Consider the following 21,790-nt stretch of genomic DNA (forward strand, 5'->3'; position numbering starts at 1 on the left):
CGGTTACATTTCGAACCCGGAAGCTAAGCCTTTCAGCGCCGATGGTACTGCAGGGGGGACCCTGTGGGAGAGTAGGACGCCGCCGAACAATCTTTGTGGGAAGCCCCGCACCTTATGGTGCGGGGCTTTTCTGCGTTTACGACGAGGGCGGACGGACGTCCTTGTTGGTGGCCGTTTCGGAATGAAGTGTGTGAAGCCGTGGTGCGGCCCGTTTGGGGTTCGCGCTCAGCGACGCAGGCAGGGAGACGCCGACGGACCTCGGATATAGGCGTCGATCGTGCGCGAGGGGTTCTTCACCTGGGTGTCTGTGCGCCTGTGCGCGGAGCCGTTGATCAGCCCCGGATTCCTCACGGCGGACCAGGGAGGTCGTGTGGTGAGGTTGCGCGCGGTGGGCTCGCGTTGTGGGGCGGGCCAGGGCAGGTGTGTGTTCTGTGGGCGGAGAGAGGGGCCGCGCTCAGAGGCGGCCGGCGGACTTCAGGGTGAGGTAAGTGTCGGCCAGGTCTGAGGCCAGGTGGGCTGGGGTGGAGTCGATGACCGTGATGCCGTGGTGGCGGAGGCGGTCGGCCGTGTGGCGGCGGGCGGCGAGGGTTTGCTCGGCGGCTGCGGCTGCGTAGACGGCCTGAGGGGTGTGGCGGCCGGCGGCCATTTCTTCGATGCGCGGGTCGGCGACGGCCGCGACGATGAGTTCGTTGCGGTGGGTGAGGCTGGGGAGGACCGGCAGTAGGGCTTCTTCCACCGGGGCCGTGTCGAGGCCGGTGAAGAGCACGATGAGGGACCGGCGCGGGGTGCTGCGGTGGATTGTGGCGGCCAGACCGCGGGCGTCCGCCTCGACGAGTTCGGGTTCGAGGGGTGCCAGAGCATCGGTCAGGGCCGGGAGCAGGTCGCGGGCGGCGCGGCCCTGCACGGAGGCTCGTACGCGGCGGTCATATGCGAGGAGATCCACGCGGTCGCCGGCGCGAGCGGCCAGGGCGGCGAGAAGGAGGGCGGCGTCCATGGACGCGTCGAGGCGAGGTGTGTCGCCGACGCGGCCGGCGGAGGTCCGGCCGGTTTCCAGGACGAGCAGAATGCGGCGGTCGCGTTCGGGGCGCCAGGTGCGGACGGCGACGGCCTGCCGGCGGGCGGTGGCGCGCCAGTCGATGGAGCGGGTGTCGTCGCCGGGGGTGTAGTCGCGGAGGCTGTCGAATTCGGTGCCTTCGCCGCGGGTCAGGATGCTGGTACGGCCGTCGAGTTCGCGTAGTCGGGCGAGCTTGGCGGGGAGATGCTTGCGGCTGGTGAAGGGCGGCAGGACGCGCAGGGTCCAGGGGACGTGGTGGTTTCCTTGCCGGGCGGCCAGGCCGAGCGGGCCGTAGGAGCGGACGGTGACGCGGACTGCGTGGTGGTCGCCGCGGCGGGTGGGGTGGAGCGTGGTGGTGAGGCGTCTGCGCTCGGCGCCGGGGACGCGGACGGTGTGACGGGACGAGGGGATGTCCGAGCCGGGCTGGAAGGAGCTCGGGGGCCAGGCGTCGCGGATCTGCGCGCGCAGAGTGCGGCGGTCCGGATTGGTGAGGGTGAGGTGTGTGCGGGCCTCGCCAGTTAGTCGAACGGTTGTGTCACCTGTTCGGGTGAAATGGAGCTTTCGTACTGGCGCGGCGAGTGCGAGGTCGCACAAAATTGCTATCAGCAGGGTGAGTTGGACGGTGAGGACGCCGAGCCAGCTGGGGAGCACGAAGCCGACGAAGAGAGCTCCGACTGCGGCGACAAGAGCGGTGCGTCCGGTGAGGGCCACGGTGTCGCCTCAGCGGGGGACGGGGAGGTGGGCGAGCACGGCGTTGATCACGGAGTCTGTGGTGACTCCCTCCATCTCCGCTTCGGGGCGGAGCTGGATGCGGTGTCGGAGGGTGGGGAGAGCAAGGGCCTTGACGTCGTCGGGGGTGACGTAGTCGCGGCCGGTGAGCCAGGCCCAGGCGCGGGATGTGGAGAGCAGTGCGGTGGCGCCTCGGGGGGATACGCCGAGGGAGAGCGAGGGGGATTCGCGGGTGGCACGGCAGATATCGACGATATAGCCGGTGACTTCGGGGGAGACGGCGGTCTTGGCGACGGCGGCTCGGGCTGCCTCGAGGTCGGCGGCGGAGGCTACGGGGCGTAGGCCTGCGGCGCCGAGATCGCGGGGGCTGAAGCCGTCGGCGTGGCGGGTGAGGATGTCTATCTCGTCCTGGCGGGCGGGGAGCGGGACCGTCAGCTTCAGGAGGAATCGGTCGAGCTGGGCCTCGGGGAGTGGATAAGTGCCCTCGTACTCAACCGGGTTCTGGGTGGCGGCCACGAGGAATGGCTCGGGGAGGGGCCGGGGGGTGCCGTCGACGGTCACCTGGCGCTCTTCCATGGCTTCGAGGAGGGAGGCCTGGGTCTTGGGAGGCGTGCGGTTGATTTCGTCGGCGAGAAGGAGGTTGGTGAAGACGGGGCCGGGTTGGAAGGAGAACTCGGCGCTGCGGGCGTCATAGACCAGGGAGCCGGTGACGTCGCTCGGCATCAGGTCGGGGGTGAACTGGACGCGCTTGGTGTCGAGCTCGAGGGTGGCCGACAGGGCTCGTACGAGCAGGGTTTTCGCGACGCCGGGGACACCTTCGAGGAGCACATGGCCGCGGCAGAGCAGTGCGACGACCAGGCCGGTGACGGCGGGGTCCTGGCCGACGACGGCCTTGGCTATCTCGGTGCGCAGGGCTTCGAGGGAGGCTCGGGCGCTGTCAGCGGTCGGGGTGCTCACGGGGGGCGTGCCTCTCTTGGGAAACGATCGAGATGTTGAGTTCGTCGAGTTGGTCGGCCAGTTGGACCAGGGCCTTGTCGTCCGCGGGGGGCGGGCCGAAGAGCAGGGTATGCAGGCCGGCTTCGGCCGCGGGCGCGGTGGTCAAGTGGGTGTGAACGGCCGGGAGAAGGATGTCGGGGGTGTGCGCGTGCGCAGGGGGCACGCCGATGAGGGGGGCGAGTCGCGTGCGGGTGGCGGCGCGCAGGACGGCGGCGGCGCGGTCGCGGGCGTTGGCCTGCTCGTAGAGGCGGGCGTGGCCTTCGGTGGTCTCGGCGGCCGGGACGGCGACCGGGAGCCGTTCGGGCACCAGGGGGCCGAGCCGGCGGGCGCGCCAGAGCGCCGCGAAGGCGGCGGCGAACGCGAGTTGGAGAAGGCCCCAGCTCCAGCCTGAGGGGATGAGGTCGAGGAAGCCGCGCTGGTCGTCCTGGGCGGACGACGGGTCAGTCATGGAGGGGAGGTACCACACCAGATGCTTGTGCGCACCGAGGAGTTGAAGGGCCAGCGAGGCGTTGCCGTGTTCGGCAAGGCGATGGTTGTAGAGGAAGTCGGAGGAGCCGAGAAGAACGGTGTCGCGGCCGGTGCCCGAGGCAGGAAGGCGCAGAAGGGCGGGGTGGCCGTCGCTGAGGTAGCAGCGGTCGGCGGTGCCGTCGGGGGCTGCGTAGCGCAGACCGCCCAACAGGGCGCTGCCCGCGCGGCGAGCGGCTGGCAGCGAACAGGCGGGCCGGCGAGGCGAGTTGGCGACCGGGGGCTGTGTGGTGATGCGGGGAGCGAAGGTATCGAGGGTGGCCGGTCCGGGGGCGAGCAGGATGATGCGGCCGGGGGTGTGCGCGGTCGCGGTGCGCAGGCCGGTCAGCTGCTGAGGAGTGAGGGCGTCGGGGTTGGTGACGAGGAGTGTGGTGCCGGGGCCGGCCGCGGCGGCGGCCTCCTCGGAGGTGGTCACGACCTGGGTGGTGACGCCGTGGGATGTCAGCAGTTGGGCGAGGGCCCGGCTCCCGGTACGGTCCGCCGAGCGGGGGTCGAGCCTGCCGTGCTGTTCGCCGGACTGGAGGGCGGCGAGCACCACGCCGGCGACGACGAGCGCGAGGAGTGCGAGGAGCAGTCCCCGGGAGCGCTTCCACAGGTGCCGGGCGGTGGGGGAGAGCGCGGCGGGTGCCGTGGTCGTCGTGGTCATCCGCGGCTCCTGGCGGGTGCCGCGGCGAGGTGGGGCTTGGTGCGCTGCAGGTCGCTGTCGAGGGCGGTCAGGAGGGCGTACTCCCGCTCGGTGCCGGGGCGGCCGCCGTATGTGACGTCGTCGAAAGTACGAGCCGCGGCGCTCAATCGGTCGGCGTGCGCGGGGAGTGCCCGGCCGGCCGCGGCGGCGGCCTCGTCCGCGGTGCGGCCCGGACCGGGCGTGAGCAGTGCACGCTCTTCGAGGGCGAGGACGATGGCGCGCATGCGTTCCTGTATCGCCTGGCTCCACTGGCCTTCGGCGGCGAGCCGATCGGCGGCCGAACGGTGCTCGGCGGCGGACCGGGGTATGTCGTCGAAGAGCGCCCCGCCGGTGGTCGGGGTGCGGCGTATCGCGCCGAGCCGCAGGCGCAGGGCGACTATCAGCAGCAACACCACGGCGGCGACGGCGAGAAGCCCGATCCAGCCGCCCGGTGTGGCGACGGCGGCCGCGTTGAACAAACCGTCGACGCGGTCCCAGAGCCAGTTCAGGGCCTGCTGGACCGGGTTGGGGTCGTGCTGGTGGTACCGAGGATCGGACAGCTCGCGCTCCGCCGCTTCCCGGGCGGGGACGCGCGGGGTCCGCACCGGTATGTCGTCACCGATGCGCGCCATGAGCCGTCCTGGCACGGCCGTGCTCCCCCCTGTTGTCACCGCATCAGCTTCCCGGAGTGGTGTCGGCGGGGGAGTCTGTGGGGGCGCCGGGGCCGGGCGTACCCGCGGTGTCCGTGCCGTAGCCGGGGAGACCGGCGGCGCGGGCGAGTTCGAGGTCGAGGGCCTCGCGGCGGATCCGCTGGTCCATGTAGAGGAGAGCGGTCACACCCGCGCTGATCGGGAAGGTGAGCGCGGAGCTGATGACGGCTCCGATGCCCATCACGGCCAGGAAGGTCCAACCGGTGGTGTCGTTGGTGCCGTTCGCCCAGTCCATCAGGCTCTCGCCGCTGACGACGAAGGCGATGAGGGTGGCCGGGATCTGGATGATGAACTCGACCAGCGCGACCAGGAGGTAGGCCAGGAGCTGGATGCCCAGCACCCGCCACCAGGAGCCCCGTACGAGCTTGGCGGAGCGGCGCATGGAGGTGATGACGCCCTGCTTCTCCAGCATCAGTGCAGGGGAGGCGAGGCTGTAGCGGACCGCCAGCCAGACGCTCACGATGGTGGCGGCAAGCCCGCCGAAAAGGGTGAGGAGCAGGCCCAGGGTTTGCGCGCCGGTGGAGATGAGGATGAGGCCGGGCGCCAGTCCGATCGCGGCGATGGCCAAGAGGATGACGGGAAGCAGGAGCAGCAGGCCGAGCAGGCGCGGGAGTTGGCCGCGGGCGTCCTGCCAGGCCGTGGCGGCGGTCACCGAACGGCCGAGGACGGCCCGGCTGGTGACCATGGTCAGCAGCCCGGTGGCGATGAGGGTGGCAAGGAGCCCGATCAGCGAGGTGACGCCGCTCGCGGCGAGGGAGTTGGCCATGTCGCGCATGGCCTCGCCCAGAGGCGAGCCGGAGCTCCTGTCCAGGGACGGTGCGTGGCCGGTGCTCTGGAACCACAGTCCGGTGACGACCGTGATGAGGGTCTGCGAGACGACCGCAACGATCAGAGATATGCCGAGCACGGTGCGCCAGTGAGCGCGCATCGTGGAGACCGCGCCGTCGAGTATCTCGCCGACGCCGAGCGGGCGCAGCGGGATGACACCGGGCTTGGCGGCCTGTGGCGTGGGGGCCCAGCCGGTGCCCCATCCGGGGCCGCCGCCCCATGGCGGTGGGTTGCCCGCCGGTCCGCCGTGCCAGCCGCTCTGGCCGGGGATGGTGGAGCCGGCGCGGGCGCGGGTGCCGCCCTGGGTGCTCTGGTCGGCCGGGCCGCTCTGGCCGGGGATCCCGGTGGGGGAAGACCACTGGCCGGCGGGCGGCTGTTGCTTGGACCAGTTCGGCGGGGACGGCTGCTCGCCGGCGGCGGCCTCGTTCGCTGCGGGCTGGGGGGCGGGCTGCTCCTGGGTGCCGCGGTCCGGCTCGTCGGAGGGGGCGGATCCGGGCGAGGCCCAGCCCGGAGAGTTGTTCATCTTCGCTCCTTCTTGCTACCCGTCCGCCGGGGCGGCCGGGGTCCGGGGTCCGCGGTGTCAGTCATCGTGTCATGGAGGGTGGCTCTGTGTACCCGGGCCCTGAGCAGTGAGGGACCTTCTGTTCGGAGCGGTATCGGCGGCAGACTGAAGCAATGGCCGATCAGTGCGAGGTATCCGAGGCGGGCGCTGCGGCGCTCGCGATCCCGTCGTTGCGTTGGGAGGAGCCACCGGAGGGGCCCGTCGTGGTCCTCCTTGATCAGACCCGGCTGCCGGCGGAGGAGGCCGAGCTGGTGTGCACGGACGTACCGGCGCTGGTGCAGGCGATCCGGACGCTGGCGGTGCGCGGTGCGCCGCTGCTGGGCATCGCGGGTGCGTACGGTGTCGCGCTGGCCGCGGCGCGTGGGTTCGACGTGGACGAGGCGGTGGAGGCGCTGGCACATGCCCGGCCGACCGCGGTCAATCTCGGATACGGAGTGCGGCGGGCTGCCGCCGCCTATCGGGAGGCGGCCGGCGGCGGGGCCGGTGCCGATGTTGCCGCGGCGGCGGCGCTGGCCGAGGCGCGGGCCGTACACGAGGAGGACATCGAGGCCAGCGCGCGGATGGCGGAGCACGGGCTGGCGCTGCTGGGAGAGCTGCTGCCGGGCGGCGGCCACCGGATTCTCACGCACTGCAATACGGGCGCGCTGGTGTCCGGTGGCGAGGGGACCGCCCTGGCGGTGGTGCGGGCGGCGCATCGGGCCGGTGAGCTGCGCCGGCTGTGGGTGGACGAGACCCGGCCGCTGCTGCAGGGGGCGCGGCTGACGGCGTACGAGGCGTCGCGCGCGGGCATGGCGTACAGCGTGCTGGCGGATGGGGCGGCGGGTTCGTTGTTCGCCGCGGGCGAGGTGGATGCGGTGCTGATCGGCGCGGACCGCATCTCGGCGGACGGGTCGGTCGCCAACAAGATCGGCAGCTATCCCCTGGCGGTTCTTGCCCGGTATCACCACGTTCCGTTCGTGGTCGTGGCGCCGACCAGCACGGTGGATCTGGAGACGGAGCAGGGGGCGGACATCGAGGTGGAGCAGCGTCCGGGCAGCGAGGTGACGGAGCTCTCGTTGGCGCCCGGACAGGGGGCCGGGGTGGGATCCGGCGCCGGAATAGTGGTGGCGCCGTTGGGTGCGCAGGCCTACAACCCGGCGTTCGATGTGACTCCGCCCGAGCTGGTGACGGCGGTCGTGACGGAGGCCGGAGTGGTCTCTCCGGTCACCCGCGACGGGCTTGCGCGGGTGTGTTCCACGTCACGATGGAGTAAGTCACGATCAGGTAATGGGATGATGGCCGAATGAAGGGACGCGTCCTGGTCGTCGACGACGACACCGCACTGGCAGAGATGCTCGGCATCGTGCTGCGTGGCGAAGGCTTTGAACCGTCGTTCGTGTCGGACGGTGACAAGGCCCTTGCGGCCTTCCGCGAGACCAAGCCCGATCTTGTGCTGCTCGACCTGATGCTGCCCGGACGGGACGGTATCGAGGTGTGCCGGCTGATCCGGGCTGAGTCCGGGGTGCCGATCGTGATGCTGACCGCCAAGAGCGACACCGTGGATGTGGTGGTCGGGCTCGAGTCGGGCGCGGACGACTACATCGTCAAGCCGTTCAAGCCCAAGGAGCTGGTGGCCCGGATCCGGGCGCGGCTGCGGCGCTCGGAGGAACCGACGCCCGAGCAGCTGTCGATCGGTGACCTGGTCATCGATGTCGCGGGCCACTCCGTGAAACGGGACGGGCAGTCGATAGCGCTGACGCCGCTGGAGTTCGATCTGCTGGTGGCGCTGGCGCGTAAGCCGTGGCAGGTGTTCACGCGTGAGGTGCTGCTGGAGCAGGTCTGGGGCTACCGGCATGCCGCCGACACCCGGCTGGTCAATGTCCATGTGCAGCGGCTGCGTTCCAAGGTCGAGCGGGATCCGGAGCGTCCGGAGATCGTGGTGACCGTGCGCGGGGTCGGCTACAAGGCCGGGCCCAGCTGAGATGACCCGGGACGGTGCGGCCCCGGAGGGAAAGCGGGGGCGTTCCGTCGGCCCGACGGCTGAAATGTCCTTTTCGGGAAGATTGGTCGCTCGGCTGCTACGGGGCGGACAGCTGCTGCCCGACGGCGCGGTGAGCGGGCCGGTACACCCGTTGCTGCGGCTCTTCAGCCGGTGGGTGCGGCGGCCGCTGCTGCCCGCCCTGCGACTGTGGCGGCGCAACATCCAGCTTCGCGTGGTCGCGACCACCTTGCTGATGTCACTCGCGGTGGTGCTGCTGCTCGGTGTCGTGGTCGTCGGCCAGGTCCGTAACGGCCTGCTCACCGCCAAGGCGCAGGCCGCGCAGAGCCAGGCCGTGGGCGGCTTCAGCGTCGCCCAGAAGATGGCCGACGGCGCCGACGACACCCGGCCCGACGACGCCGCTCGCACCGGAAACCGCGGCACCCAGGACTCCGCGACGTGGCTGACCGGCCTCGTCGAACAGCTCGCCAGCGGCGGGCAGGGCGTCTTTTCCGTCGTGGCCCTCAGCTCCGACTCCGACGAACCGTTCGGCGACTCCAGCCCCGGCACCCGCGGCCCGCGCGCCTCCGGGGACGTCGACCCCGAGCGCAGCGTGCCCGCCGAGCTGCGGCAGAAGCTGGACACCAAGTCCGGGACGTTCCGCCAGTACACCCAGATCAAGCGCATCGGGTCGGACGACGGCGTGCCGGCGCTGATCATCGGCAAGCGCCTCAATGACGTCAACAGCAACCAGTACCAGCTCTACTACCTCTTCCCGTTCTCTCAGGAAGAGGAGTCGCTGAAGCTGGTGACGGGGACGCTCGCGACGGCCGGCGTGTTCGTCGTGATCCTGCTCGGGGCCATCGCCTGGCTCGTGGTGCGCCAGGTCGTCACCCCCGTACGGATGGCCGCCGGGATCTCCGAGCGGCTGGCCGCGGGCCTCCTCCAGGAGCGGATGAAGGTCACCGGCGAGGACGACATCGCCCGGCTCGGCGAATCCTTCAACAAGATGGCGCAGAACCTCCAGATCAAGATCCAGCAGCTCGAGGAGCTGTCCAGGATGCAGCGCCGGTTCGTCTCCGACGTCTCGCACGAGCTCCGTACGCCGCTGACCACCGTACGGATGGCGGCCGACGTCATCCACGAGGTGCGGGACGAATTCGACCCCGCCACCGCACGCTCCGCCGAGCTGCTGCGCGGCCAGCTCGACCGCTTCGAGTCGCTTCTCGCGGAGCTGCTGGAGATCAGCCGGTTCGACGCGGGCGCGGCCGCGCTGGAGGCCGAGCCGATAGACCTGCGCGATGTTGTCAACCGCGTCATCGAGGGCGCCGAGCCGCTGGCCGAAGCGAAGGGCACCACCATCGTGGTCCGTGGCGCCGAGCGGCCCGTGATCGCCGAGGCGGACCCCCGCCGGGTGGAGCGGGTGCTGCGCAATCTCGTCGTCAACGCCGTCGAGCACGGCGAGGGCCGCGATGTCGTGGTGCGGCTGGCATCCGCGGGCGGCCACTCCGGCGGCGCGGTGGCCATCGCGGTGCGGGACTACGGCGTCGGCCTCAAGCCCGGCGAGGCAAGCCGGGTCTTCAACCGCTTCTGGCGCGCGGACCCGGCGCGGGCCCGTACGACGGGCGGTACGGGCCTGGGCCTGTCCATCGCCGTCGAGGACGCCCGGCTGCACGGCGGCTGGCTGCAGGCCTGGGGCGAGCCGGGCGGCGGTTCGCAGTTCCGGCTGACGCTGCCCCGTACGGCCGGCGAGGCGCTGCGCGGCTCGCCGATCCCCCTGGAGCCGGAGGACTCGCGGCGCAACCGAGGCCTGGACGAGGCGGGGCACCCGCGCGCCGGCGCGGGCCGCAAGGCGTCCACGATCCCGGTGCAGCCGCGCGCCGCGGAGCCGCGAGCGGCGGCCCGCCCGGCGGCCGACCCGGCGGCGCTGCCCGGCAGCGGCGGCGCCCGCGTGGTGCCGCAGACCGGGAGCGTACGGAGCAAGGGCACGGCGCGCGGCGAGGACGCGCACACCGGCGGACCGGCGCATGGCGGCGCGGCCGCCGACAGGTCGGAGCGGGAAGCCGGGCGGGGCGCGGAGCGGGAAGGCGGGCTGCGTGGACACTGAGCGCGGAGGCGAGGGCGAGGTGGGGTACGCATCCCCGGCCCAGGCCCGTAGAGGAGCCGGGCGGGCACGGAAGCTCGCGCTGCTCGGCTGTGCTGCCGTACTTCTGGCCGGCTGTGCGTCGATGCCGGACAGCGGCGACGTCAAGGCGGTCGATCAGTCGCCGCGAGCCGACGGCGACTCGCAGGTGCGGGTCTACGGCGTACCCCCGCAGGACGGCGCGCAGCCGACGAACATCGTCCGCAGCTTCCTCGACGCGACGACCAGCGACGAGGCGGATTTCCGTACGGCCAGCCAGTATCTGGCCAAGTCGGCCAGGCGTAAGTGGCAGCCGTTCCGGGGCACCGATGTCCTCCAGGAGCGTCCCAAGTCCGAGCCGCAGACGCGGCCCAGCCGCGAGGAGGGCAACGGCTACACGGTCACCCTCTCCGGCAGCCAGGTGGCGAAGGTGGACGCCAATCACGCCTACACGCCGGAAGAGAAGAAGTACCGGCAGACGATCCACCTCATCAAGGAGGACGGGCAGTGGCGCATCGACCGGCTGCCCAACGGCCTGGTGCTCGGGCAGTCCGACTTCCAGCGGATCTACCGCTCCGTCAACAAGTACTACTTCGCGTCCTACAACTCGGAGTCGTCGGAGCCGAAGGCGAGCCGGAACGTCCTGATTGCCGACCCGGTGTATCTGCGCCAGCGGATAGAGCCGATCGCGGCCAGTGTGGAGGCGCTGCTGTCCGGGCCGACCGACTGGCTGAGCCAGGTGACGTCGTCGGAGTTCCCGCCCGGCACCCGGCTCGCCGCCCGTGACCTGTCGCTGGACGACTCCAACGCGCTGCGGGTGAAGCTGAGCAAGCAGGCGGTCAGCACCGACACGGGCCAGTGCAAGCGGATGGCGGCCCAACTCTTCTTCACCGTCCAGGACATGACACGGGCGTCGAAGATCAGCGAGGTGGCGCTGGAGGACGCCGACGGCAACTCCTTGTGCGCGCTGACCCAGGAGCAGGCTGAACGCGACTTCTCGCCGACCCGGCACGCCGGTCACTCCGCTCAGGAGTACTTCATCGACGCCGACCACAAGGTGGTCGCCATGTCGGACTCCGCGACCGAACCGACTCCGGTGCGCGGCCCGTTCGGTACCGGCAAGACCCCGCTGCGCTCGGTCGCCATCTCGCGCGGCGAGAACACCGCGGCCGGGGTGTCGAGCGACGGCCGGTCGTTGTACGTGGCCGGCCTTGAGGACGGCATCGAGCGCGGCGCCCCGCTGCTGACCAGCACGGGCTCCGTCAAGAACCCGGACGAGGGGCTGACCGCGCCGAGCTGGGACGGCCTCGGCGATCTGTGGATCGCGAACCGCGACGCGCACGGCTCGCGGCTGCTGCGGATGCGCGAGGGGAAGGGCGACCCCGAGGAGGTCGCGGTGCCCGGCCTCGGGAAGCGGCGGATCAAGGCGATCAGGGTGGCGGCGGACGGGATCCGGATCGCGATGCTGGTGGAGGACAAGGGCCGTACGACGCTCCAGCTGGGCCGGGTCGAGCGCGGCGGCACGTCGGCGCATCCGGTGCTCTCGGTGGAGGAACTGCGACCGATCGCACCGCAGTTGGAGGACGTGGTGGCCGCCTCCTGGGCGGGCGGCAGCCGGCTGGTGGTCGTCGGGCGGGAGTCCGGCGGGGTGCAGCAGATGCAGTACATGGAGACCGACGGCTCGGCGTCCAACGCGCAGACGCTGCCCGGCGTCAACGGCGTCAAGGCGGTGGCGGCCTCGGAGGACGAGACCAGACCGCTGATCGCCGACGCCACCGAGGGCATCGTGCGGCTGCCTCCCGACGCGAACTGGAAAACGGTGGCCAAGGAGGGGACGGCTCCGGTCTACCCCGGATAACGTCCCAGCTCACGGCGCCGGCGGCGACGCGGTTGTCCACAGGGGTGGTGGCCGGGCGCCGTCGGCGGGACCCTGGAGTCATGCAGGGGGTATGGCGGGAACTGGCCGGCCTGGTGCTGCCGGTCGACTGCGCCGGGTGCGGTCGGCCGCGTAGCGAGCTGTGCACGCAGTGCCGCCGGGCGCTGTCGCGGGACGGGCGCGGTGCGCGACGGGTGACGCCGCGGCCGAGCCCCGCCGGGCTGCCGCGGGTATGGGCTGGTGCGCCGTACGCCGACGAGGTACGGGCCGTACTGCTCGCGCACAAGGAACGCGGCGCGCTGCGGCTGGCCGAGCCGCTGGGAGCGGCGCTGGCCACCGCGGTGCGGCGGGTGCCGGCCCGCGGTGGGGCGCCGGTGCTCGTACCGGTGCCGTCGGCCCGGAGATCCGTGGCCGGCCGGGGCCATGATCCGGTACGCAGAATCGCGCTGGCGGCCGCCGCCGACCTGCGGCGGACCGGTGCCGGGGCGCGAGTGCTCGCGGCGTTGCGGCAGGGCCGCACGGCGGCCGACCAGGCGGGGCTGAGCGCCCCGCAGCGGCTGGCGAACATGACCGGTGCGCTGGTGGTACGGGGCGGAGCCCGCAGGCTGCTGACGGGCGCGTCAGTGGTGCTGGTGGATGACCTGGTGACGACGGGGGCCACGCTCGCCGAGGCGGCGCGGGCGATCGGCGCGGCAGGCGGCCAGGTGTCCGGGGCGGCGGTGGTCGCGGCACCCCGTAGCGCTTTCGAAACCAACTGGAACTGACCGAAGGAATTCATCGTTGCAGGTAATGAGGGGCAAAAATCACTCAAACGGAGCTGGTGGTCGCAAGGGGGTGCCGACACCCGTCCAGGAGAGCTATGTTCGGTTGTGAGGACTTGGCGGACGCTTTGCCTCGGATGTCGTCATGGGTGCGCTTAGGGGTATTTTGCGGCGAACCTGAAATCGTGGGAATGGAGATCTTGTCCTTGGGGGAGGAGGAGGTGAAAGTCGCCAAGTCCGAGGCTTCGGCACTTACCGGAGCCTGGTGCAAGAAGGAGTTGCTCCGCCTGCGTAGCGGAGCGATCCGGGAACGGAGTTCTGCGTGGACATCGTCGTCAAGGGCCGCAAGACCGAGGTGCCCGAGCGGTTCCGCAAGCACGTGGCCGAGAAGCTGAAGCTGGAGAAAGTCCAGAAGCTCGACGGCAAGGTGATCAGCCTGGACGTCGAGGTGTCCAAGGAGCCCAACCCGCGGCAGGCCGACCGTTCCGACCGAGTGGAGATCACCCTCCGCTCCCGTGGCCCGGTGGTCCGGGCCGAGGCGGCCGCAGCCGACCCGTACGCCGCGCTGGATCTGGCCACCGCCAAGCTGGAGGCGCGACTGCGGAAGCAGCACGACAAGCGCCACTCACGTCGCGGCAACGGCCGCATCCCGGCGAGTGATGTCGCCGTCAGTGTCCCCGACGCCGCGCGCCTGAACACCAATGGCGAGCTCGCCGCCGAGGCCGAGACCGAGCCGACGGTGCCGACCACGAAGATGGGCTCGCTCGACGTCCTGGGTGAAGGCCCCCTGGTCGTTCGCGAGAAGACCCACGCGGCCGCACCGATGACGCTCACCCAGGCGCTCTACGAGATGGAGTTGGTCGGACACGACTTCTACCTCTTCGTCGATGCCGAGACCAAGCAGCCGAGTGTCGTCTACCGGCGGCACGCCTACGACTACGGCGTCATCCACTTGAACCCCGACTTGTTCGGGGAGGAAGAGCCGGGGGGCGCGGGCGGCGCGCTCGGCGGCTGACACTCACCCGCTCGGTGCCCCCGGCGTACGCCGGGGGCACCATCGTGCCTGAAGAAGGCAGGAGTTGAAGCCGTATAGTGTTTGTGCCAGCCAGGGAGTATGTGGACACGAAACGGCTACTCGCCGAGGAGACCGTCGTATGGCATTGATCGGGCTGGCCGCACGGGGCTGTTGTCAACCAGCCTTATATCCAAGCTCTGGCCCTTCGGCCGAGTAGTTGACGGGGAGGAACGATGGGGGACAGTTTCGGGCCCGTGAGGGACGGCGCGGACGACGAGGGAAGCGGAATCGGGGACGGCGCCGCGGCCGGTATTACTGCGAGCGTGCCGCGCAAGGAGCCGATCCGGGTCCTGGTGGTGGATGATCACGCGCTTTTCCGGCGGGGCCTGGAGATCGTTCTGGCCCAGGAAGAGGACATCCAGGTCGTCGGCGAGGCCGGGGACGGCGCGGAGGCGGTCGACAAGGCCGCGGATCTGCTGCCCGACATCGTGCTGATGGACGTACGGATGCCCAAACGGGGCGGTATCGAGGCCTGTACCTCCATCAAGGAGGTGGCCCCCAGCGCGAAGATCATCATGCTGACGATCAGCGATGAGGAAGCCGATCTCTACGATGCGATCAAGGCCGGCGCCACCGGCTATCTCCTCAAGGAGATCTCCACCGACGAGGTGGCCACCGCGATCCGTGCCGTCGCGGACGGTCAGTCGCAGATCAGCCCGTCGATGGCGTCCAAGCTCCTGACGGAGTTCAAGTCGATGATCCAGCGCACCGACGAGCGCCGGCTGGTGCCCGCGCCCCGGCTCACCGACCGTGAGCTGGAGGTCCTCAAGCTCGTCGCCACCGGCATGAACAATCGCGATATCGCCAAAGAGCTCTTCATTTCCGAGAACACCGTGAAAAATCACGTGCGCAACATCTTGGAGAAGCTGCAGCTGCACTCCCGGATGGAGGCTGTGGTGTATGCGATGCGGGAGAAGATTCTGGAGATCCGCTGAGCCGGTGCGCCGGTGAGTCCGTGACCGTGTGACCGCAGGGTTGCCGGCCGCCGGTCCGGGGGCCGCGCGAGCCCCCGGAGTGCCGGGCGGACCGAGCGGGCTCAGCTGAGCCGGTCGCTCATAGCTGGTCACTCGTATGAGTGAGTTCGGTGCGGAGCGCCGCGGCCAGGCCGGGGTTGTCGCAGCGCTCCAGGCGTACGGAGTCGCAGCCGACCCAGGCGGCGGCCTCATGGAGGGCCTGAGCCATGGGGCGGACGGCTTTGGGGCCCTGCAAGGAGACCTGGCGGGCGATGAGGGTCGTGCCCTCGCGGGCCGGGTCGACGCGGCCCTGCAGGCGACCGCCGGCCAGCAGAGGCATCGCGAAGTAGCCGTGTATCCGCTTGGGGCGCGGGACGTACGCCTCGAGGCGATGGGTGAAGCCGAAGATCCGCTCCGTACGCGGCCGGTCCCAGATGAGGGAGTCGAACGGCGAGAGCAGGGTCGTACGGTGCCGCCCGCGAGGCGGCGCGGCCAGGGCGGCCGGGTCGGCCCAGGCCGGCTTCCCCCAGCCCTCGACCGTCACCGGAACCAGCCCGGCGGCCTCGGCCACGGCATCCACCTGCTCGGCCTTCAAGCGGTGATAGTCGGCCAGATCTGCGCGGGTGGCCACGCCCATCGCGGCGCCGGCCTGAGCGACCAGGCGGCGGATGCACTCGGTGTCGTCCAGGTCGTCATGGAGCAGGGCATCGGGAAGGGCGCGCTCGGCGAGGTCGTACACCCGCTTCCAGCCGCGGCGCTCCGTGCAGACCACCTGGCCGGTGTCCAGCAGCCACTCCACCGCGATCTTCGTCTCGGACCAGTCCCACCACTCCCCGCCTTTCCGGCCCCCGCCCAGCTCGGACGTGGTGAGCGGGCCGTCCGCCTTGAGGCGGTCCAGGACGGCGGCGCAGGAGCGCTCGGAGTCCTCCATGATGTGCCAGCGGTGGCCCTTGGCGCGGTAGGCCCGGCGGCGGAAGGCGAAGTGCGGCCACTCCTCGATGGGCAGGATGCACGCGGCGTGCGACCAGTATTCGAAGCTGTGGGTGCCGCTCCAGTAGGCCGCGTCGACCGCCGTGCGGCCGACCGCGCCGAGGCGGGCGTAGGGCACCAGCTCATGCGAGCGGGCCAGCACCGAGATCGTGTCCAGCTGCACCGCGCCCAGATGCCGCAGCACCCCGCGCACCCCCGCCCGCCGGTCCGGGGCACCCAGCAGGCCCTGCGCCCGCAGCGCTATGCGCCGGGCGTCGTCCCGGGAGAGGGCGGCTACGGGCGGTGGCAGAGGCTGGGTGCGCGGCGCTGCGGTCATGCCGGAAAGCGTAGGGGCGGGCACTGACAACGGGCCCGGGAGCGGGCCGCGGCCCCTGACTCAGCCCGGGTAGGGAAGGTAGGGCGTGGGGTCCGGAACGGGTCGCCCGGTGGAGCCGGGCGGCGCCGGCGTCCCGGGCAGGTCGGACGGGAGCAGGGCACCGATCCACGCGTCCCGCCTGGTGCCCTCGTGGATCAGCTTGGCGCGCAGGGTGCCCTCCATCTGGAAGCCGAGCCTGCGGGCCACCGCCCGGGAGCCCTCGTTGCCCGCCTCCGCGAGCCACTCCATCCGCTCCACCCCGAGATCCGCGAACGCCCAGCGCACCACCGCGTGGGCCGCCTCGACGGTGTATCCCCTGCCGCGGTGCTCCTTGGCCGTCCAGTAGCCGAGCTCCGTCTGCCGCTCGGGGGTGTGCAGCTGAGTGAGCCGCACCAGGCCCATGGAGCCGACCAGAGAGCCGTCGGTCCGCGAGATCACGGCGAAGGCATAGCTGGTGTCGGTGCGCTAGCCCTCCGGGGCGGTCGTGCCGACGAACTGTGCCGCGTCCTGGAGGCCGTATGGAGAGGGGAGGCTCGTCCAGCGCGGAATGTCCGGTTCCTGACAAGCGGCGTGGACCGCGGCCGCGTCCGACGGTTCGAAGGGACGCAGGACGAGACGCTCGGTGGTGAGGGTGACAGGCTCCATACTGCGAGTCTGCGGGGCGGCGCGGACCGTCGCGAGGGGATTTCGCGGTGATTCCCGGCACCTTCTCGCGGGCTCATGCGTTCACGTGAGGAGGGCATACCTGCCGTCGTTGCGGCGGACCTCCCGGGCTGACGGCGTCCTCCCTTACGATGGCCGTTGCGGCGGGGCCTGCCCCTTGGAAAAATGCCGCGCCCGCGCACCCGACCGTGCCAGGCCCGACCGGCAAGGAGACCAGCCCAAGTGTCCGTCTTCAACAAGCTCATGCGTGCAGGCGAAGGAAAGATCCTGCGCAAACTGCACCGCATCGCGGGCCAGGTCAACTCCATCGAAGAGGACTTCGCGGCCCTCTCCGACGCCGAGCTGCGGGCGCTCACCGATGAGTACAAAGAGCGGTACGCGGACGGGGAGTCCCTGGACGACCTGCTGCCCGAGGCGTTCGCCACGGTCCGTGAGGCCGCCCGGCGGGTACTCGGCCAGCGTCCCTACGACGTCCAGCTGATGGGCGGCGCGGCCCTTCACATGGGATACGTCGCCGAGATGAAGACCGGTGAGGGCAAGACCCTCGTCGGCACCCTCCCGACGTATCTCAACGCGCTGTCCGGCAAGGGCGTCCACCTGATCACGGTGAACGACTATCTGGCCGAGCGCGACTCCGAGATGATGGGCCGGGTCCACAAGTTCCTGGGCCTGACGGTCGGTTGCATCCTCTCCGATATGACGCCCGCCCAGCGCCGCGAGCAGTACAACTGCGACATCACGTACGGCACGAACAACGAGTTCGGCTTCGACTATCTGCGCGACAACATGGCCTGGTCGCAGGACGAACTCGTTCAGCGCGGCCACAACTTCGCGGTCGTCGACGAGGTCGACTCGATCTTGGTCGACGAGGCCCGTACGCCGCTGATCATCTCCGGCCCGGCGGACTCGGCCACCAAGTGGTACGGCGACTTCGCCAAGTTGGTGAAGCGCCTCAAGAGGGGCGAGGCCGCCAACCCGCAGCGCGGCATCGAGGAGACCGGCGACTACGACGTCGACGAGAAGAAGCGCACGGTCGGCATCCACGAGTCCGGCGTCAGCAAGGTCGAGGACTGGCTGGGCATCGACAACCTCTACGAGTCGGTGAACACCCCGCTGGTCGGCTATCTGAACAACGCCATCAAGGCCAAGGAACTCTTCAAGAACGACAAGGACTACGTCGTCATCGACGGCGAAGTCATGATCGTCGACGAGCACACCGGCCGTATCCTCGCCGGCCGCCGCTACAACGAGGGCATGCACCAGGCCATCGAGGCGAAGGAAGGAGTGGAGATCAAGGACGAGAACCAGACGCTCGCCACGATCACCCTGCAGAACTTCTTCCGCCTCTACGGCAAGCTCTCCGGCATGACCGGTACGGCCATGACCGAGGCCGCCGAGTTCCACCAGATCTACAAGCTCGGCGTCGTCCCGATCCCGACGAACCGCCCGATGGTCCGGATGGACCAGGCCGACCTGATCTACCGCACCGAGACCGCGAAGTTCGACGCGGTCGTCGAGGACATCGTCGAGAAGAACGCGAAGGGCCAGCCGATCCTGGTCGGCACCACCTCGGTCGAGAAGTCCGAGTACCTCTCGCAGCAGCTCAACAAGCGCGGCGTCACCCACGAGGTGCTCAACGCCAAGCAGCACGACCGTGAGGCGCCGATCATCGCCCAGGCGGGCCGCAAGGGCGCCGTGACGGTCGCCACGAACATGGCCGGCCGCGGTACGGACATCAAGCTCGGCGGCAACCCCGACGACCTCGCCGAGGCGGAGCTGCGCCAGCGCGGCCTGGACCCGGTCGAGCACGTCGAGGAGTGGGCGGCCGCGCTGCCCGCCGCCCTGGAGCGGGCCGAGGCCGCGGTCAAGGCGGAGTTCGAGGAGGTCAAGGAGCTCGGCGGGCTCTACGTCCTGGGCACCGAGCGGCATGAGTCGCGCCGTATCGACAACCAGCTGCGCGGTCGCTCCGGCCGTCAGGGCGACCCCGGCGAGTCGCGGTTCTACCTCTCCCTGGGCGATGACCTGATGCGGCTGTTCAAGGCCCAGATGGTCGAGCGGGTCATGGCGATGGCCAACGTCCCCGACGACGTCCCGATCGAGAACAAGATGGTGACCCGGGCGATCGCCTCCGCCCAGTCGCAGGTCGAGCAGCAGAACTTCGAGACGCGCAAGAACGTCCTGAAGTACGACGAGGTCCTCAACCGCCAGCGTGAGGTCATCTACGGCGAGCGCCGCCGTGTCCTGGAGGGCGAGGATCTGCAGGAGCAGATCAAGCACTTCATGGACGACACCATCGACGCCTACATCCAGGCGGAGACGGTCGAGGGCTTCGCCGAGGAGTGGGACCTGGACCGGCTGTGGGGCGCCTTCAAGCAGCTCTACCCGGTCAAGGTGACCATCGATGAGCTCGAGGAGGAGGCCGGCGACCGCGCGGGCATCACCGCCGAGTTCATCGCCGATGCCGTCAAGGACGACATCAGCGAGCAGTACGCCGCCCGCGAGGAGCAGCTCAGCTCGGACGTCATGCGAGAGCTGGAGCGCCGTGTCGTGCTGTCGGTCCTGGACCGCAAGTGGCGCGAGCACCTCTACGAGATGGACTACCTCCAGGAGGGCATCGGCCTGCGGGCGATGGCCCAGAAGGACCCTCTGGTCGAGTACCAGCGCGAGGGCTACGACATGTTCACCGCGATGATGGAGGGCATCAAGGAGGAGTCCGTCGGCTATCTGTTCAACCTGGAGGTCCAGGTGGAGCAGCAGGTCGAGGAGGTCCCGGTGCAGGAGACGGCGGAACAGCCCTCCTTCGAGAAGGACCTGCAGGAGGTCCCCGCCGGCGCGCCCCGCCCCGAGATCCACGCCAAGGGTCTGGAGGCTCCGCAGCGGCCGGACCGGCTGCACTTCTCGGCGCCCAAGGTCGACGGTGAGGGCACGGTCATCGAGGGCGACTTCGTGAGCGAGGACGACGCCGACAGCCCGGCCCGCTCGGAGGCCGATGGGCTGACGCGTGCCGAGCGGCGCAAGGCGCAGAAGGGCGGCGGGCGTCGCCGCAAGAAGTAGGCGGCGATCCGCAGCGATGTCTGAGCGATGACGCGGCCCCGGCACCCCGTGCCGGGGCCGCGTTGCGCGACGGGGGCGCCCCGGTCCTGGTGGCCGGGGCGCTTCTGCGTGCCCGGGGCGGTTCTCCGGAGCGGGGACTGCGGCGGCTAGTGGGGTGCCGGGACCCAGGGCATCGGCGTCGGGCCGATGTCGAAGGCGGCGCAGCGCCAGCGGGTGTCGGCGCCGAGTTCCAGGCGGAAGGCGAGAGCGCGCAGGCGTTCGCCGGCCGCGATACGGGCGAATGCCTCGATGACGCCGGTCCGCGGCCGGCACAGCCCGCACTCGCGGAGGGCGAGGGCGGGCGTGCCGCGGCCCGGACGCGCGACGGGCCGCAGCGGAGCCTGCGGGGCGAGCTCGATCAGCCGGTCGTACGCGGTGGGCAGCGCGTGCCCCAGGAGGGCGTGGACGGGGCGCTGCCCGCTGAGCGTGAGCAGCAGCTGATGGGCGAACCACAGATGCGGCCGCCGCTCCTGGGCCCGGCGCTGGGCGCCCACGGTCGGCAGGCGCGCGGCGGTGGCGACGTCGGCCGCGGGGCCGACGGGGCGGCCCGGGGTGGTGCGGGCGGTGGCCGACGGTGCGCCGGGGCGGGTGCGGCCGGGGCCGCGACCGGGGCCCGCGCCGGGGCCGCGACCGGCGCCGGCGGGGCGGCGGGGGGAGGGGGTGCGGCGAGTACGGGGAGGGGTTCGGGCGGGCTGTTCGGGCGCGCCGGAAGCTCCGGGGCGGGTGCGGGGCTGTGGGGCGGCGCCGGGGCCGTCGGGGGCGGTGGCGGGGGCGCGGCGGGGCTGGGGGACGATTTCGGGCGTCGCCGGGGCGCCGGCGACAGGAGCCGGCCGGGGGCCGGCCTGCTCCGGCGCGGCGTGGGGCGCGGCGTGGGGTGCGCGGCCGCCGGCGGGCCCCCCGCTGCCGGGCGGCGGGGTGGCCGCCGAGTGACCGCCGTGGCCGGGCTCGGTGGCTGTTTCGGAGGCGGGGTGGGCGGGGTGGGCGGGGTTCAGATGGGTTTCCGTCATGGTGGTCTCCCCCTTGTGCCGGGCTGGTGTACCGGGCTGGTCGATTACCCGTCGGTAGCTTCGTGGGATCTTCTATCGGCGCGACGGTGCGGGCAGCAAGGTGAGAGGGGGCGGGTGAGCGGGTGGCGGAGAGTTCACCCGCTCGTGGCGGGGGCGTGGGAAATGGCCTCGGGACAAGGGCGGGACGGGGGTTCGCGGAGGCGGGCGCGGGGGCTGTGGGGGCGGCCCGATGGGGGACTCTCGCCCGTATGCTGGCTGGGCATTCTTCAGAGTCGAACCAACTGAGCGGAAGCGGCTGCCATGCGCGTCTATGTCCCCCTGACCCTTTCCGGTCTCGCAGAGGCGCACAAAAGCGGTGAGCTGGGCTCGGGAGCGTCGGCCGCGTACGCCGTCACGCCCGCGCTGCGCGAGTGGTACGTCTCGGACGACATCGAGGAGCTGGAGTACGCGGCGCTGAACCGGGCGGCTCAGGCCTCGCTGCGGCAGCTGGCCGGGACTCCGCAGGCCGCGCGGCGGCGGGTCGTGGTGGCGGTGGATGTGCCGGAGGGTGCGGCGGTGGCCGATCCGGACCGGGGGCTCGATGAGGCGGCGCTGGGTGAGGTGCGGCTGGCCGGGCCGGTGCCGTTGACGAAGGCGGCGGCGGTGCATGTGGACGCCGCCGATGCGGAGGCGGATGTCGCGGCGGCCGCGGCGGCGCTCGGCGCGGCGGATCAGGGGGATGACGAGGCACAGTTCACGGTGGACGGTGCGCAGGACCACGATCTGATGTGGTTCGGGGTGCAGGAGATTCCGCAGCTCCTGCAGTGAGGCTCCGGGCGCCCGCCGTCCGTTCCGCGGTGTGGTCGCTTCTGCGGCGTTGTCAGTGGGGGC

General features: G+C 71.2%; 16 protein-coding genes, 1 rRNA gene and 1 pseudogene. 10 read left to right on the plus strand and 8 right to left on the minus strand.

The genetic code is table 11. From position 1 onward, the window contains the following. Positions 1–88: ribosomal RNA gene (rrf, locus tag ACZ4S3_RS17500) — 5S ribosomal RNA — on the plus strand; the annotation flags it as partial. 366 nt (positions 89–454) lie between these two features. Here rrf and ACZ4S3_RS17505 read toward each other — a convergent pair. From ACZ4S3_RS17505 to ACZ4S3_RS17525, 5 genes are read right to left on the minus strand one after another with little or no spacing between them, the layout of a single operon-like run. Next, a complete protein-coding gene (locus tag ACZ4S3_RS17505; RefSeq protein WP_467934263.1) occupies positions 455–1,765 on the minus strand; it encodes a DUF58 domain-containing protein in 1,311 nt (436 codons plus the stop codon). 9 nt (positions 1,766–1,774) lie between these two features. Beyond that, positions 1,775–2,740, minus strand: coding sequence for an AAA family ATPase (locus ACZ4S3_RS17510; protein WP_467934267.1), 966 nt, complete (start codon positions 2,738–2,740; stop codon positions 1,775–1,777). Next, positions 2,721–3,950, minus strand: a complete 1,230-nt coding sequence (locus tag ACZ4S3_RS17515) for a DUF4350 domain-containing protein (protein ID WP_467934270.1) — start codon at positions 3,948–3,950, stop codon at positions 2,721–2,723. Before ACZ4S3_RS17515 ends, ACZ4S3_RS17510 begins: the two co-directional genes overlap by 20 nt. Continuing rightward, a complete protein-coding gene (locus tag ACZ4S3_RS17520) occupies positions 3,947–4,600 on the minus strand; it encodes a DUF4129 domain-containing protein (protein ID WP_467934274.1) in 654 nt (217 codons plus the stop codon). Before ACZ4S3_RS17520 ends, ACZ4S3_RS17515 begins: the two co-directional genes overlap by 4 nt. Positions 4,601–4,643: 43 nt before the next feature. Further along, the gene (locus ACZ4S3_RS17525; protein WP_467934277.1) at positions 4,644–6,029 is read right to left on the minus strand and encodes a DUF7847 domain-containing protein; all 1,386 of its coding nucleotides are present in this window, start codon (positions 6,027–6,029) and stop codon (positions 4,644–4,646) included. A 152-nt stretch (positions 6,030–6,181) separates the two neighbouring features. Here ACZ4S3_RS17525 and mtnA point away from each other — a divergent pair, with 152 nt between their 5' ends. From mtnA to ACZ4S3_RS17560, 7 genes are all read left to right on the plus strand, one after another. Continuing rightward, positions 6,182–7,354 carry an S-methyl-5-thioribose-1-phosphate isomerase gene (gene mtnA / locus ACZ4S3_RS17530; protein ID WP_467934280.1) on the plus strand — a complete coding sequence of 391 codons (1,173 nt, stop codon included), beginning with the start codon at positions 6,182–6,184 and terminating at the stop codon, positions 7,352–7,354. Continuing rightward, on the plus strand, positions 7,351–8,028 hold the full coding sequence (gene mtrA, locus ACZ4S3_RS17535; RefSeq protein WP_467934283.1) for a two-component system response regulator MtrA: 678 nt from the start codon (positions 7,351–7,353) through the stop codon (positions 8,026–8,028). The genes mtnA and mtrA overlap by 4 nt, the downstream gene beginning before the upstream one ends. 1 nt (position 8,029) lies before the next feature. Continuing rightward, on the plus strand, positions 8,030–10,132 hold the full coding sequence (gene mtrB / locus ACZ4S3_RS17540) for an MtrAB system histidine kinase MtrB (RefSeq protein ID WP_467934287.1): 2,103 nt from the start codon (positions 8,030–8,032) through the stop codon (positions 10,130–10,132). Continuing rightward, positions 10,122–12,005 carry an LpqB family beta-propeller domain-containing protein gene (locus tag ACZ4S3_RS17545; protein WP_467934291.1) on the plus strand — a complete coding sequence of 628 codons (1,884 nt, stop codon included), beginning with the start codon at positions 10,122–10,124 and terminating at the stop codon, positions 12,003–12,005. The genes mtrB and ACZ4S3_RS17545 overlap by 11 nt, the downstream gene beginning before the upstream one ends. An 80-nt stretch (positions 12,006–12,085) precedes the next feature. Beyond that, positions 12,086–12,787, plus strand: a complete 702-nt coding sequence (locus ACZ4S3_RS17550) for a ComF family protein (protein ID WP_467934293.1) — start codon at positions 12,086–12,088, stop codon at positions 12,785–12,787. A 319-nt stretch (positions 12,788–13,106) separates the two neighbouring features. Next, positions 13,107–13,799 (plus strand): ribosome hibernation-promoting factor, HPF/YfiA family, encoded by a 693-nt coding sequence (gene hpf, locus ACZ4S3_RS17555; RefSeq protein ID WP_467934297.1) that lies wholly within the window; start codon positions 13,107–13,109, stop codon positions 13,797–13,799. A gap of 233 nt (positions 13,800–14,032) precedes the next feature. Beyond that, positions 14,033–14,794, plus strand: a complete 762-nt coding sequence (locus tag ACZ4S3_RS17560; RefSeq protein WP_467934302.1) for a response regulator — start codon at positions 14,033–14,035, stop codon at positions 14,792–14,794. A gap of 118 nt (positions 14,795–14,912) precedes the next feature. On the opposite strand, the gene ACZ4S3_RS17565 is transcribed toward ACZ4S3_RS17560, so the two are convergent. Together ACZ4S3_RS17565 and ACZ4S3_RS17570 are read right to left on the minus strand one after the other, a co-directional pair. Beyond that, entirely contained in the window at positions 14,913–16,118 is a 1,206-nt protein-coding gene (locus tag ACZ4S3_RS17565; protein WP_467934305.1) for a winged helix-turn-helix domain-containing protein, read from the minus strand. Between the two features lie 60 nt (positions 16,119–16,178). Then, positions 16,179–16,802: pseudogene (locus tag ACZ4S3_RS17570) on the minus strand (GNAT family N-acetyltransferase). A 240-nt stretch (positions 16,803–17,042) separates the two neighbouring features. Here ACZ4S3_RS17570 and secA point away from each other — a divergent pair. Further along, positions 17,043–19,874 carry a preprotein translocase subunit SecA gene (secA, locus tag ACZ4S3_RS17575; protein WP_467934309.1) on the plus strand — a complete coding sequence of 944 codons (2,832 nt, stop codon included), beginning with the start codon at positions 17,043–17,045 and terminating at the stop codon, positions 19,872–19,874. A gap of 146 nt (positions 19,875–20,020) precedes the next feature. On the opposite strand, the gene ACZ4S3_RS17580 is transcribed toward secA, so the two are convergent. After that, complete coding sequence (locus ACZ4S3_RS17580; protein ID WP_467934313.1) at positions 20,021–20,920, minus strand: Rv3235 family protein; 900 nt, start codon at positions 20,918–20,920, stop codon at positions 20,021–20,023. A gap of 300 nt (positions 20,921–21,220) precedes the next feature. Here ACZ4S3_RS17580 and ACZ4S3_RS17585 point away from each other — a divergent pair, with 300 nt between their 5' ends. Beyond that, the gene (locus ACZ4S3_RS17585; RefSeq protein WP_467934317.1) at positions 21,221–21,727 is read left to right on the plus strand and encodes a DUF6912 family protein; all 507 of its coding nucleotides are present in this window, start codon (positions 21,221–21,223) and stop codon (positions 21,725–21,727) included. Positions 21,728–21,790: the final 63 nt, after the last annotated feature.

The organism is Streptomyces sp. NPDC028368, assembly GCF_055565615.1.

Coding starts and splice junctions, on each gene's coding strand:
- ACZ4S3_RS17580 (WP_467934313.1), bottom strand. CDS start 20,920: ATGACGGAAACCCATCTGAACCCCGCCCACCCCGCCCACCCCGCCTCC.
- ACZ4S3_RS17520 (WP_467934274.1), bottom strand. CDS start 4,600: ATGGCGCGCATCGGTGACGACATACCGGTGCGGACCCCGCGCGTCCCC.
- mtrA (WP_467934283.1), top strand. CDS start 7,351: ATGAAGGGACGCGTCCTGGTCGTCGACGACGACACCGCACTGGCAGAG.
- ACZ4S3_RS17560 (WP_467934302.1), top strand. CDS start 14,033: ATGGGGGACAGTTTCGGGCCCGTGAGGGACGGCGCGGACGACGAGGGA.
- ACZ4S3_RS17515 (WP_467934270.1), bottom strand. CDS start 3,950: ATGACCACGACGACCACGGCACCCGCCGCGCTCTCCCCCACCGCCCGG.
- ACZ4S3_RS17550 (WP_467934293.1), top strand. CDS start 12,086: ATGCAGGGGGTATGGCGGGAACTGGCCGGCCTGGTGCTGCCGGTCGAC.
- ACZ4S3_RS17585 (WP_467934317.1), top strand. CDS start 21,221: ATGCGCGTCTATGTCCCCCTGACCCTTTCCGGTCTCGCAGAGGCGCAC.
- ACZ4S3_RS17525 (WP_467934277.1), bottom strand. CDS start 6,029: ATGAACAACTCTCCGGGCTGGGCCTCGCCCGGATCCGCCCCCTCCGAC.
- ACZ4S3_RS17565 (WP_467934305.1), bottom strand. CDS start 16,118: ATGACCGCAGCGCCGCGCACCCAGCCTCTGCCACCGCCCGTAGCCGCC.
- mtrB (WP_467934287.1), top strand. CDS start 8,030: ATGACCCGGGACGGTGCGGCCCCGGAGGGAAAGCGGGGGCGTTCCGTC.
- mtnA (WP_467934280.1), top strand. CDS start 6,182: ATGGCCGATCAGTGCGAGGTATCCGAGGCGGGCGCTGCGGCGCTCGCG.